General features: G+C 59.9%; 11 protein-coding genes. 7 read left to right on the top strand and 4 right to left on the bottom strand.

The genetic code is table 11. The annotated features are described in order from the left end of the window. The 3 genes from WC683_16630 to WC683_16640 all read left to right on the top strand — a co-directional run. Positions 1 to 260 (top strand): hypothetical protein (locus tag WC683_16630; protein MFA4974235.1); only part of this gene is annotated, 260 nt, incomplete at its 5' end. Next, entirely contained in the window at positions 257 to 388 is a 132-nt protein-coding gene (locus WC683_16635) for a hypothetical protein (GenBank protein ID MFA4974236.1), read from the top strand. The genes WC683_16630 and WC683_16635, both read left to right, overlap by 4 nt. 113 nt (positions 389 to 501) lie before the next feature. After that, a complete protein-coding gene (locus WC683_16640; GenBank protein ID MFA4974237.1) occupies positions 502 to 1,107 on the top strand; it encodes a flavodoxin family protein in 606 nt (201 codons plus the stop codon). A gap of 3 nt (positions 1,108 to 1,110) precedes the next feature. On the opposite strand, the gene WC683_16645 is transcribed toward WC683_16640, so the two are convergent. Beyond that, complete coding sequence (locus WC683_16645; GenBank protein MFA4974238.1) at positions 1,111 to 1,632, bottom strand: hypothetical protein; 522 nt, start codon at positions 1,630 to 1,632, stop codon at positions 1,111 to 1,113. Between the two features lie 409 nt (positions 1,633 to 2,041). Next, a complete protein-coding gene (locus tag WC683_16650; protein ID MFA4974239.1) occupies positions 2,042 to 3,289 on the bottom strand; it encodes an MFS transporter in 1,248 nt (415 codons plus the stop codon). A gap of 104 nt (positions 3,290 to 3,393) precedes the next feature. Between WC683_16650 and nuoF the strand changes: the two genes are divergently transcribed. From nuoF to WC683_16670, 4 genes are all read left to right on the top strand, one after another. Continuing rightward, the gene (gene nuoF / locus WC683_16655; protein MFA4974240.1) at positions 3,394 to 5,700 is read left to right on the top strand and encodes an NADH-quinone oxidoreductase subunit NuoF; all 2,307 of its coding nucleotides are present in this window, start codon (positions 3,394 to 3,396) and stop codon (positions 5,698 to 5,700) included. After that, on the top strand, positions 5,700 to 7,832 hold the full coding sequence (locus WC683_16660) for an FAD-dependent oxidoreductase (GenBank protein ID MFA4974241.1): 2,133 nt from the start codon (positions 5,700 to 5,702) through the stop codon (positions 7,830 to 7,832). The genes nuoF and WC683_16660 overlap by 1 nt, the downstream gene beginning before the upstream one ends. After that, positions 7,829 to 8,569: a hypothetical protein gene (locus WC683_16665; GenBank protein MFA4974242.1), complete on the top strand. Its 741-nt coding sequence runs from the start codon at positions 7,829 to 7,831 to the stop codon at positions 8,567 to 8,569. The genes WC683_16660 and WC683_16665 overlap by 4 nt, the downstream gene beginning before the upstream one ends. A gap of 93 nt (positions 8,570 to 8,662) precedes the next feature. After that, entirely contained in the window at positions 8,663 to 9,571 is a 909-nt protein-coding gene (locus WC683_16670; protein ID MFA4974243.1) for a hypothetical protein, read from the top strand. Position 9,572: 1 nt separating this feature from the next. On the opposite strand, the gene WC683_16675 is transcribed toward WC683_16670, so the two are convergent. Both WC683_16675 and WC683_16680 read right to left on the bottom strand, forming a co-directional pair. Beyond that, complete coding sequence (locus tag WC683_16675; protein MFA4974244.1) at positions 9,573 to 11,534, bottom strand: ABC transporter permease; 1,962 nt, start codon at positions 11,532 to 11,534, stop codon at positions 9,573 to 9,575. Further along, on the bottom strand, positions 11,531 to 12,428 hold an 898-nt coding region (locus WC683_16680; protein MFA4974245.1), incomplete at its 5' end, for an HlyD family efflux transporter periplasmic adaptor subunit. The genes WC683_16680 and WC683_16675, both read right to left, overlap by 4 nt.

The raw sequence follows: 12,428 nt of genomic DNA on the forward strand, positions 1-12,428 counted from the left end.
AGATCAGTTTGGAAGACATATTCTATGACAGGACCGGCCTGGCCTTCCTGGACTTTGCTGATCGCGGCCTTGTCATGAGTTACTGGGATGCCATCGATGAACTCAATGATGTCTGCTGCCATGCCGGCCCTGAGGCGGTTCCAGTGCTGATCAAGCTATCGAAGGACGGTAATCCCATCGTGCGCAAATGGGCTGACTATGCGCTGGGCAAGATCAGCCGCGAAACTCCCAAGTCCATCTATACACCTGTTTGTCTGTGACTGATCTCGATGACGATAATGACAAGGCGTGCGCGGCAGACTTCGTATATGATGCGATAGGGCCCGACGCGCCCAACGAAGTTTCCCAGACGCAACTCGACGAACTGGGGCTGGCCCTCAAGAAATAACGCTCTTACTTTCACGAAGGCGTAAGCAGGAAGCCGGCCTTCTTGCACAGAAACGCTGCACCCTTTACACGTCCATACTTCTGCCATATGGACCGAGGCGGAAAGGGGGCACTATGGCAAAGAAAATCGTGGCGATCGAGGGGAGCTACAGGAGGGGATGCATAACCGAGCAGATGGTGGACGCGATCCTCGCTGCGGCTGCAAAGCGCGGGGCAGAGACGGAAAAGATCGTGCTGCTAGATAAGAGGATCGAGTTCTGCAAGAACTGCCGCACGTGCACGCAGGATAAAAACGACATCAAGCGCGGCAGGTGCGTGATCCAGGACGACATGCAGGGGATACTCGACAGCATCGACGCTGCGGACGCCATCGTGCTCGCCGCGCCCGTCAACTTCAGCAACACCACAGCCATCATGAAGCGCTTCATCGAGCGCCTGATCTGCTACACATACTGGCCCTGGGGCAAGATGATACCCGTCAACCGCACGAAGGACAGCGGGAAGAAGGCGCTGCTCTTCACCTCCAGCGGCGCGCCCGCGATCATCAACCGCATCATCATGCCGGCCCCTCTCAAGGCGCTGAAGATCGCATCCGACGTGATGGGCGTGCGAAACAAGAAGACCATCTACATGGGCCGCGCAGGCGAGGTGCAGGGCCAGACGCTCACCGCAGGTCAGCTCAAAGACGCCGCCTTCTCCGCCGCATGGTTGCTCGATTGAATTTTACGATACGTATTCCAGCGCACGACGCTTGTGTTCCTTTAGGGCCTTGATGATGTCCTGCTGGATGATGTGGTACGCTTCGAGCGACATTTTATCGTTGTGCCTGGCCTCCCAGATCAGCTTCTCTCCGACCTCCCCGGCGAGGTTGATGAACTCCTTCGCATCCATTCCATTGCCGTCGCTTCGATGCTCCAGGTGTTTGCCGTCGCCCAGCGGGTCGTGCAGATGCACGGTCAGCCCGCGCGCGATCACCGTGTCCTTGAGGTTTGCCATGCTCTGCTTGCTGGATGGATAGGTCCGAAGCTGGCCGGGGGAGACGAACAGGTGATGGATCTCTCCCATGATCTCTATGGGCCTGTGCATCTTTTTCTTTGCGTCGTCCCCGTGAATCATGATCTCGTAGTGGCCGTAATTCGCATTTATCGAGATGGTGTGCATCTCGTTCGGCCTCATCTTCTTGATCTTCGCTACTTCTTCGAAGAGTTGCTTCAGAAATTCCTTGTTCCTTTGGGTGCGTTTCATGGTTTTCTCCCCCCATGTCCGTAACCAATGTGAAAAAGAGCAATACGCATGCCAAACGTATGAAAATAGACATATTTCTAACATGTTGAATTTAGGGCAGATTGTTATGCGACACCAGGATAGGCTGGGGGCATGACTCTGTAATAATAGTCAAATGATTGACGATTGTGAAAAATATGAGGGGTTTATTGACGCTCTATGGTCTAAAAATCAAAACGGCCGGATCTTCTGTCCAGCCGTCCTGTTTGCGTATCTATATATATTATCGGCAGGGATGACCCTAAAGTTGCTAGTCTTCTTCAATTCAGTCAAAAAATCAGCATCCTCATCTGGACAACCCTGTTTTGACCTCAAAAAAATCGATTTTAAGTATTAAATTGGCTGGGAAACGCATCAAAATCTCGAAAAATCATGCTGAAATCAGCTTTCTGGTCCTTATCCAAATGGCCCCTCCGGCGATGAGACAGATCAATCCCGCTGCCATTACAGTGAGTTGGACGCCGAACGCCTTTGCCATGCCACCTGCCGCCAGGCTCCCGAACGGGAAGAGCCCCATGAAGGTTATGCTGTAGAGGCTCATCATCCTGCCTCTCATGTGGTCGGAGGTCGCGTGTTGCAGCAGCGTATTGATGCAGGAGAAGGAGAGGGTGAGGGTGAATCCCATTACGGCGAAGATCGCGAGCGCGACGTAGAAATTATGAACCAGGCCGAGCACGATCAGCACGATGGAGAAGATGAGCGCCGATTTCAAGGCGAGCGCGAGCAGCCCCCCGGACGAGCGGCGCCTGGCCAGTAGCATGGCGCTGATGAGCGAGCCTGCCCCGGAGGCCCCCATCATCCAGCCCAGCTCCACCGCGCCGCCGCCGAAGATCTTGTCCGCAAATACAGGCAAGAGGGTTGTGTACTGCATCCCGATCCCGGCCAGCGCTGCGACGAGCATCAGCGAATTGAGGACCGAGGGCTTGCGCCGGGCTTCGATCAGCCCCTCTTTTATCGATCTGAACATTCGTTCATGAGTGTGGCTGACGCTCATCATCTCTCTTCGCCTGATTAAGAGGAGGGCGCCGATCAGCGCGAGGAAGGTGACGGCGTTGAAGAGGAAGCAGATGCCCTCGCCCTTCCAAGCCACGATCCCGCCTGCGACCGTGGGGCCGAGCATCCTGGTCAGGTGGAACATCGCCGCCACGAGGGCGACTGCGTTGAGCAGGTCGCGCTTCCCTACCAGGTCTGTGACGAATGCCTGTCTGATCGGGATCTCGAACGCATACACGGAGCCCAGGAAGAAACCGAATACGATGACGTGCCACAGCTGTACTGCGCCCGTGAGCGTGAGCCACGCGAGAGCTAATGCCTGGAGCATGCAGAGCGCCTGCATCACGGTGAGGATGGTGAGCCTGTCATAGCGGTCGGCCACGAATCCTGCCGGAAGCCCGAGAAGGATACAGGGCACGTGGACCGCGAAATTGGCGATGCCCAGCCACATCGCCGATTCGGTGAGCCTCCAGATCAGCCAGGACACTGCGAGCAACTGCGACCAGGTTCCGATCAATGAGACGAGCTGGCCCCAGAAGAAGAGGGAGAAGTTGCGGTTTTTGAGCGTGCGGAACGCACCGCCTGTGATCGCAGGTTCCGGCATAGGGGCGGTTTGAGTGCTCATGGGCCGGAATCATTACCAGTTTTGCATCCGCTCGTCAGCCGATTTGTTCGGGGCTCGCGATTGACATAAGGGGGTGGCAGGGTTAGGGGAAAATTCCGATTATGATGAAGAGAGAGCTCAAGATAGTGGAGGAGGTCGTGGGCGGCGCATCGGCTGGGAAGGGCGCTGCGATTCCCATCCTCCAGGAGGTCCAGAGAAAGCTGGGCTGGCTTCCGGCCCAGGCCATCGAACGCGTGTCGGAGCTCATCGGCGTGCCGCCTGCGCAGCTCTACGGGGTCGCGACCTTCTACACCCAGTTCAGGCTCTCGCCGGTCGGGAAACACATCATAAAGGTCTGTCACGGAACTGCCTGCCACGTCGCCGGCGCGATCGGCATCTCTGAGTCGTTGGCAGAGGCTCTGGGCGTGGATGCCGAGGGCGGCACCACGGACGACAAGTTCTACACCATGGAGTCCGTCGCCTGCCTCGGCTGCTGCTCGCTGGCGCCGGTCGTCATGATAGACGACGAGGTGCACGCGAGCCTCACGCGTCCCAAGGCTGCAAAGGTCGTGGGAGACTTCAAAAGGCACGAGGGCAGGTGCGCCTGCGGCGACGAGTTCTCCAAAGGTATCAAGATAGCGAAGATCGATCTGGGGGATAAGGCGATCGAAAAAGTCGTGGTGGGCACCGGCAGCTGCGGCAACGCAAGCGGTGCGCTCGGCGTGCTGGCCATGTTCGAGGCCGCGGCAAAGAGTCTGGGGCTCGGCTATGAGACCCGCGAGACCGGCTGCATAGGCATGTGCCATCGCGAGCCGCTGGTCGAGCTCGTGGCGCGCGATGGCACGCGCACCCTCTACGGAAACGTGGGCGCCGCCGCCGCAAAGGAGATCATAGAGCAGCACGTGGGCCAGGGCAGGCCCGCGGCGAAATACGCGATCGACGTCAAGGCCGCAGGAAATCCCGAGCACGCCTTCTTCTCGAAGCAGAAGAGGATCGTGCTCGAGAACTGCGGCGAGATAGACCCTGAGAAGATCGAGGACTACGAGGCGCGCGAGGGGTACGCCGCGCTCAGGAAAATCCTCTCCGCCATTACGCCGGCGCAGGTCATAGAGGAGATCGCAGCCTCCGGCCTCCGCGGCCGCGGAGGCGCAGGGTTCTCCACCGGGCTCAAGTGGAAGTTCGCGCGCGCGGCGCAGGGGGCGGAGAAATACGTGATCTGCAACGCGGATGAGGGGGACCCCGGCGCGTTCATGGACCGCTCGGTGCTCGAGAGCGATCCGCACCGCGTGATCGAGGGGATGGTGATCGCCTCGTACGCAATCGGCGCGCAGCGCGGCTACATCTACTGCAGGGCAGAGTATCCGCTGGCGCTCAAGCGCCTGCGAATCGCGATAGATCAGGCGAGGAAGAAAAAATATCTCGGCGAAAGAATACTTGGGAGCGCGCATCGCTTCGATATCGAGATAAAAGAGGGCGCCGGCGCGTTCGTCTGCGGCGAGGAGACCGCGCTCATCGCCTCGATCGAAGGCAGGCGCGGCATGCCGCGCATCAGGCCGCCCTTCCCTGCGCAGTCCGGGCTGTGGGGCATGCCCACCAACATCAACAACGTCGAGACCCTGGCCAACGTCCCATGGATAATGAGGCGCGGCGCTGCTGCCTTTGCCTCTATGGGTACCGCCAAGAGCAAGGGCACCAAGGTGTTCGCACTCGCAGGGGACGTGAAGAGAGGCGGGTTGGTCGAGGTCCCGATGGGTATCACGCTGCGCGAGGTGGTCGAGGAGATCGGCGGGGGCACCAAGAGCGGAAAACCTGTGAAGGCCGTGCAGCTCGGCGGTCCGTCCGGCGGCTGCCTGCCCGCGAGGCTCATGGACACGATCGTGGACTACGACGCGGTCACGGCCACCGGCGCGATCATGGGCTCCGGCGGCATGGTGGTGATGGATCAGGATGCGTGCATGGTCGACATCGCGCGCTTCTTCATCGACTTCACGCAGAAGGAGTCATGCGGCAAGTGCACGTTCTGCCGCATCGGCACGCGCAGGATGCTCGAGATACTCACGCGCATCACCGAGGGCCAGGGGGCCGCGGGCGACCTGGAGCTTCTCAAGGAGCTCTGCGAAGGGGTGAAGGAGGCCAGCCTCTGCGGGCTCGGGCAGACCGCGCCCAACCCGGTGCTGACCACGATGCGCTATTTCCGGGAGGAGTACGAGGCGCATATCAAAGAGGGCCGATGCCCTGCGGGCAAATGCCGGGCGCTCATCGAGTTCTCTATCTCTGAGGAGTGCATCGGCTGCGGCGCGTGTATCAAGGTGTGTCCGGTCGACGCGATAACCGGCGAGAAGAAGAAGCTGCACGCGATAAACCGGGAGAAGTGCACCCGCTGCGGCGCGTGCAGGCAGGTATGCCCGGTCGATGCCGTGAAAGTGAAATGATGACCATCAAGATCAACATAGACGGCAGGGAGCTCGATGCGAATGAAGGCGAGACGATCCTCGCTGTGGCCCAGCGTGCGGGCATAAAGATTCCCACTCTCTGCCACCACCCCGAGCTTGCGCCCTACGGCTCCTGCTTCATCTGCGTGGTCGAGGTGGCCGGCGCGCCGAGGCTTCTGCCGTCATGCGCGACCCTGGTCTCAGAGGGCATGGTAGTGAGAACCGACTCAAAGCGCGTGCTCGCGTCGCGCAAACTCTGCATCGAGCTGATCCTCTCGGACCACGTGGGCGATTGCCGCGGCCCCTGCCAGGTGGAGTGCCCGGCCGGCATAGACATACCGGGCTTCATTTCGCTGCTCGCGCACAAAAGTGAGGAGGAGGCCATAAGGCTCATCAAGGAGGCGCTGCCATTTCCGGCGAGCCTGGGCCGCGTATGCCCAAGGCCATGCGAGACGCAGTGCAAGCGCGTCTGCGTCGACGACTCGGTCTCCATCTGTTTCCTCAAGCGCTACATCGCCGACCGGGATCTCGCGCGGCCGGATCCGTACGTGCCGCCGGCCGGACCGTCTACCGGTAAAAAAGTGGCGATCGTTGGCGCCGGACCGGCCGGGCTCTCGGCCGCGTTTTACTTAAGGCGCCAGGGGCACGAGATCACGGTCTTCGACGCGCACGACGAGGCCGGCGGCATGCTGCGCTACGGCATACCGGCATATCGCCTGCCGCGCGACGTGTTGGCGAAGGAGATCGACGTAATAAGAAAGATGGGCGTTGCGATCGAGTGCGGGAAGAGGTTCGGCCGCGACTTCACGATCGACTCCCTGACAAAGGACTTCGACGCGCTGTTCCTCGCCATCGGCGCGCAGAGCTCGTCGGCCATGCGCGTGGAGGGCGAGGGGGCCGCGCTGCCGGGCATCGATTTTCTGGAGAAGGTCGCGGAGGGGTTTGAGCTCGACATCGGTGACGACGTGGTGGTGGTCGGCGGCGGCAACACGGCGATAGACGCCGCGCGCACATCTCTTCGGTTGGGCGCAGGAAACGTCAGCATACTCTATCGCCGCACCCGCGAGGAGATGCCGGCCGACAGGGTCGAGATCGAGGCTGCGGAGCGGGAAGGGGTGAAGATCAGCTTCCTCGCTGCGCCTGTGAAGATGGCGCAACACGGCGGCGGAATCGAGCTCACCTGCATCAAGATGAAGCTGGGAGAGCCCGACGCCTCCGGCAGGCGCAGGCCGATTCCGATCGATGGCTCGGAATTCAAGTTGGAGGCCTCGACCGTCATCGCGGCGATAGGCCAGGGCGTGGACGCGGACTGCATAGACGAGACGAGCGAGATAAAGCTCACCAAGTGGAAGACGCTGGACGTGAACCCGGACACATTCGAGACGAGCCGTGCGGGCGTCTTCGCCGGCGGAGACTGCGCGACCGGAGCGGACATCGCTGTCACCGCGATAGCCGCCGGCCGCAAGGCAGCGGCCTCGATAGACGAATATCTCAGGGGCGAGAAAGTGGTTGGCGAGCCGAAGGCCTATCTCCACCTCATGGCGGAGAAGCCCGAGGACTCTCCTGAAGAAATAAAGCGTCTGATGCGCGAGAGGCCGGCAGGGCGCGAGGCTATGCCGGAGCTCCCTGCAAAGAAGCGCGCCAAGTCCTTCGACGAGGTCGAGATCGGTTTCACCGCGGAACAGGCGCGCAAGGAGGCGGAGCGGTGCCTCTCCTGCGGTTGCCGTTCCTACGACTCCTGCGCCATACGCACGCTGGCGCTCGACCTGGGCGCCGAACCTGCGCGCTTCGCAGGGGAGAAACGCCGTTTCTTCGTGGACGAGAGCCATCCCAAGATACGCTATGAGTCGCACAAGTGCATAATGTGCGGTTCTTGCATAAGGGTCTGCTCCGAGGTAAAGGGTCTCGACGCGCTGGGCTTCGTGGGCCGAGGCTTTTTTGCCGCAATGAAACCGGCGATGGAGAGGCCCTGGGACCTCTCGAGCTGCGACGCGTGCCTCAAGTGCGTGCCCATGTGCCCCACGGGGGCCATCTCCCTCAAGGTGACCGCGGCCGACGAGGCGAGGGCCAGATTCGAAGGCAAAAAGGACGCGTCCAAGGACGTGACGGACGAGACAAAGGAGAGAACATGACAAGGACATTCGATCACCTCTTCATCCTGGGCAGGCCTGCTGCGGGCAAATCCGAATTCATGGACTTCATGAAGAAGATCTCCGATGCGGAGCGCACCGATCGCTTTCACATAGGGAAGTTCATCGAGCTGGACGACTTCGTCTGGCTCTGGGAGAAATTCCGCGAGGACGACATCTGGGAGAAGGTTCTGGGCAAGAGGCTCTACTCCTCCCGCTACGAGGGCCAGTACAACATGGAGGACGCTCGCCTCTTCGACTTCCTCATAGAGAAGCTCAACCGCGAGGTGATCGAGCGCTATCTCCCGCGCGATGAGTTCTACGTCGAGCACACGCTCTTCATCGAGTTCGCGCGCGGCGGGGAGAAGCCGTATTTGGAAGCGCTCGCAGGCTTCGACCCGAGCGTCCTCGATCGCTCCGCGATCCTGCGCATAGAGGTCTCGCGCGACGAGAGCTTCCGCCGCAACGAGGCGCGCTATCGCGAGAAGCTCAAGCACACGGTCCTCGCGCACAAGTGCCCTGAACCCAACATGAAGCGCTTTTACAGCGAGGACGACTGGCCGCAGCTCACGAAAGGGAAGATGTCCGGGAAGATCGCGGTGGGCGGTGTGGAGGTCCCCTTCGTCACCATGAACAACGAGCCCGAATCGACCGATCCCAAGGTCCTGGGCCCCCGCTACGGCGATGCGCTGGCAATGCTATGGGAATTGTACTCGAACAACTCCAAGACCATCGCATGACTCTGTGCAACCATTTGATATAATTAAAGAACCCATCGCGATGGGTCGGTCCGGATATCCCGCAACTTTTCAGCGTTTGCTCCGATAATCAGGATGATGCGCTCATTCTTCACATCATTCATGCCCGTGTCCCTTGCGCCGGCCTATGCGTTCGCAGGCTCCGCGCCGCGGTTTTCTCCGGCCGGGCCCGTTGCGGGAGATCCTGTCGATGGATTTTCAATGGTCGACAAGCGCCCGCTCTTCAGCGCGCGAGCGCCTGAGTTGACGCATGCCTCTCTTTTTGCGCGCATCCCGGATAATCCGGATGATACCGTGGCGGTTCCGCCGCGCCTCGAAAAAGACATCGACACTGTGGACGCTGACTATGACCCGCTGTCCGACATAATGGATTTATGCTTCGATGCGGGCATGGTCAAAGCCGTCGACGTCCACACGGCGATGCTCGGCATGAGGATGTTCAAAGCCATCAGATTTGAGGACGCGGTCCTGGCGAGTCTGTTCCTGAAGAGAGAATGGATCATGAAGTTTGCAAAGAGGGAGCGCAACGCGATGAAAAGTATCTCCGCAACCCTCGAGTCCAGGGAGGCGGAGCTCGATCTGGTCAATGAGTCGCTCAAGAATATGGAACTCAATCTGGCCAAACAACAGCGCAGGCAGCGCGGGCCCATGTTGCAAAGGCTCAAGGCCGCTGCGACATCCCTCCTCCATCGGATCAACCCGGCTAAGGGGAAGGGCGAATCGCATCCTGCCGCGGAGCAAAAACGCCAGACGCTTGAACTCGCCTCCCTGGTCGGAGACATGAAGGAGAAAAGGGATAAGCTCGAAGCGGATATCGCCGGGATAAAGGTAGCCAAGGAGTGGCTGAGTTACACCGTGAACTCTGAGCTGGGTTTTATCTGTTTTACTCACAAAGGCTGCAAGGTCGCGGCTGCCCTCGATCGCATGAAGGGCGATCCCAGGATGAACGAAATGTCCATAGACGATTACCTCAAGATCATCTGATTCACTCGTATCTCAGCGCTTCGACGGGGTCTAGCTCGGAGGCCTTCTTGGCAGGCCACATGCCGAAGAAGAGCCCCACTGCCGCCGAAAAGATCGTCGATAGCGCGATGGAGAAGAGGGTGACTTTCACCGCCCAGCCTGCGAACAGGGCGAGGCCCATGGCGACGATGCCGCCGATCAGCACGCCGATCGCCCCGCCGCTCACCGTCATCACAATCGATTCTATGAGGAACTGCGCCATTATGTCGATCTTTCGGGCGCCGATCGCCTTTCTCAATCCGATCTCGCGGGTGCGCTCCGTGACCGACACGAGCATGATGTTCATGATCCCTATGCCGCCGACCAGGAGCGAGATCGCGGCTATTATCCCAAGGAGCGTGCTCATGGTCTTCATCGTTCCGCTGAGCATCTCCTGGATCTCGCTCATGTTGCGGATATGAAAGCTGTCTTCATCGTCCTGATAAAGTCTGTGCCGCTTCTTTATGATCTCTTCTATCCGTTCCTGAGCCAGGTCGACGGAGGAGGCGCTGGCGACCTCCACGTATATGCTGTCCAGGTAGTCCTTTCCGAAGAGGCGGTACATAGCGGTGGTGACGGGGACGTAGATGGTGTCGTCCTGGTCGCGCGGGCCCATGGAGCCCTTCTCCGGCAGGACGCCGATGACCGTGAAATTGATGCGGTTGATCTTCAGCGTAGTGCCTATCGGATCGGCGTTGCCGTAGAGCTTTTCGAGTATGGTGGTCCCGATGAGCGCCACCTTCGCTCGCTGGGCGAACTCCTCTCGTGTGAACCATCTTCCGACTTCGGGCATGGTCGCCCTTATCTCGCCGTAGTCGTATCCCACGCCCTCGATGCTCGTGTTCCAGTTCTCGTTGAGGTAGACCGCCTGTGCGCTTCCACTCACGAGGCCCGTGACCCTTTTGACCAGCGGCGACAGAGACTCGATCGCCTCGACGTCCTGGGGCGTGAATCTAGTCACTGTACCCACTCCGCCGGCTACGCCGTGCATCCTCGACGATCCGCCCTGCACGTTGAGCAGGTTGGATCCCAGGGTTTTCAGCCTCTCGGCTATGGATTCCTTGGCCCCGGCCCCCAGCGCCAGCATCGCGATGACCGCGGCTACGCCCACGAGTATGCCGAGCATGGAGAGGACGGAACGGACGCGATTCGACAGTATCGTGTTCGTAGCCTGTCGGAAATACCCGATGACTTCGCCCTTGTTGAGGGATGACCTCTTCGTGGCCAGGACTTCGTCTATCGTCTTATGGTTTTCGATGCGTCGGGGCGCATCGCTTCTTTTTAGGTCCGAGACGATCTTCCCGTCGCGCATGGTGATGACGCGGTTTGCGTAGGCGGCGATGTCCGGCTCGTGCGTCACCATTATTATGGTCTTGCCCTGCTCGTTGAGCGTCTTGAGCACGGCCATGATGTCGTTTCCGCTCTTGGAGTCCAGGTTTCCGGTGGGCTCGTCCGCAAAGAGGATCGCAGGGTCGTTCATCAGGGCCCTGGCGATCGCCACCCTCTGCTGCTGGCCGCCTGAGAGCTCGCTCGGCCTGTGGTTCGCCCTGTGCTCAAGCCCCACCGAAGTCAGCCTCTGCATGGCGTCGATATCCGCCCCTTTGGACTCCCCCTTGTAGATGGAGGGGAGATGGACGTTGTCGACGGCGTTCATCCTGCGCAGGAGATGAAACTGCTGAAACACGAAGCCTGCCAGCTGGTTCCTGATCTTGGCGAGCTCGTCGTCTGAGAGGAGACTCACGTTTCTGCCCAGAAGGACGAAATCGCCGCTGTCCGGCCTGTCGAGGAGACCGAGGATGTGCATGAGCGTGGATTTGCCGGAGCCGGAGGGGCCCATTATCGCGATGAATTCGCCCGGTTCGACACTGAGGGATACGTCGTCGAGCGCTTTGACCTTCATCTCGTCGTTGCAATATGTTTTGAATATGTGCTCGAGCTTTATCATTTCTTGGCCTTGTCATCCTTTTTCTGGAATGACGGCATGAAAGGCGTGCTCCCGTTGTTCTTCTTCTTCGGGGCCGAGAAAGAGCGCTGCGTCACGTACACGGTGTCCGACTCGGAGATTCCGGAAACGATTTCCACCAATCCTTCGCTCTCTATGCCCGTCTCGACCTCCACCTTTTTCATCGGGGCGTTCGATGGGCTGCTTGCCATGACGAAAGTCTTGTCGCCCTCGCTCAGGAGCGCAGCGGCAGGAACGGTCAACGCGTCCTTCGCCTCCTTCACCGTGATCGCGAGGTTGGCGCTCATGCCTGAGCGAAAGACCTCCGGGATCTCGTCGGGCAGGATGTCAACCTTGTAGATGGTCACGTTGTTCACCACCTGCGACTCATAGTCCTTGTGGTCGACCACGGCTCCTATCCTGATCTGCGGATATGCGTCCAGGCTGATCACGGCCCTCTGGCCGATCTTTATCTCCCCGACGTCGGTCTCGTCCACGTCCGCCTCCACGATCAGGCGGTCGGAGAGCACGAGAACGGCGTCGGCGGTGCCGATCGTCTGCCCCGGCTCGACGCTGCGCACGATCACGACCCCGTCGATAGGCGCGATCAGGGGTGTCTCCTTGTAGGCATTGGTCCAGTATTTGTACTCCGCTTCTCCCCTGAGTTTTGCCGCGTCGATCAGCGTGGCGCGATCCATCGAACTCATCAGCGCGAGCACTTCGCCGGACTCGACCGTCTGCCCCTCCTTGACGAGTATATTTTCGATCCGTCCGTTGATCGGCGGCTTGATCTCCAGCCGGTTCTGCGGCTTGACCGTCCCCACGGTGGATACCACAAGGGAGATATCGCCGCGGGCAGGCTTCGTCGGAACGAGTTTTTGTTCCGAATCGTCGCTG

Source organism: bacterium (genome assembly GCA_041648665.1).
Classification (GTDB): Bacteria; UBA10199; UBA10199; order 2-02-FULL-44-16; family JAAZCA01; genus JAFGMW01.

Excerpts from the sequence above, each read along its gene's own strand:
- WC683_16640 (MFA4974237.1), top strand. The coding sequence starts at position 502 with ATGGCAAAGAAAATCGTGGCGATCGAGGGGAGCTACAGGAGGGGATGC.
- WC683_16645 (MFA4974238.1), bottom strand. The coding sequence starts at position 1,632 with ATGAAACGCACCCAAAGGAACAAGGAATTTCTGAAGCAACTCTTCGAA.
- WC683_16650 (MFA4974239.1), bottom strand. The coding sequence starts at position 3,289 with ATGAGCACTCAAACCGCCCCTATGCCGGAACCTGCGATCACAGGCGGT.
- nuoF (MFA4974240.1), top strand. The coding sequence starts at position 3,394 with ATGAAGAGAGAGCTCAAGATAGTGGAGGAGGTCGTGGGCGGCGCATCG.
- WC683_16660 (MFA4974241.1), top strand. The coding sequence starts at position 5,700 with ATGACCATCAAGATCAACATAGACGGCAGGGAGCTCGATGCGAATGAA.
- WC683_16665 (MFA4974242.1), top strand. The coding sequence starts at position 7,829 with ATGACAAGGACATTCGATCACCTCTTCATCCTGGGCAGGCCTGCTGCG.
- WC683_16670 (MFA4974243.1), top strand. The coding sequence starts at position 8,663 with ATGATGCGCTCATTCTTCACATCATTCATGCCCGTGTCCCTTGCGCCG.
- WC683_16675 (MFA4974244.1), bottom strand. The coding sequence starts at position 11,534 with ATGATAAAGCTCGAGCACATATTCAAAACATATTGCAACGACGAGATG.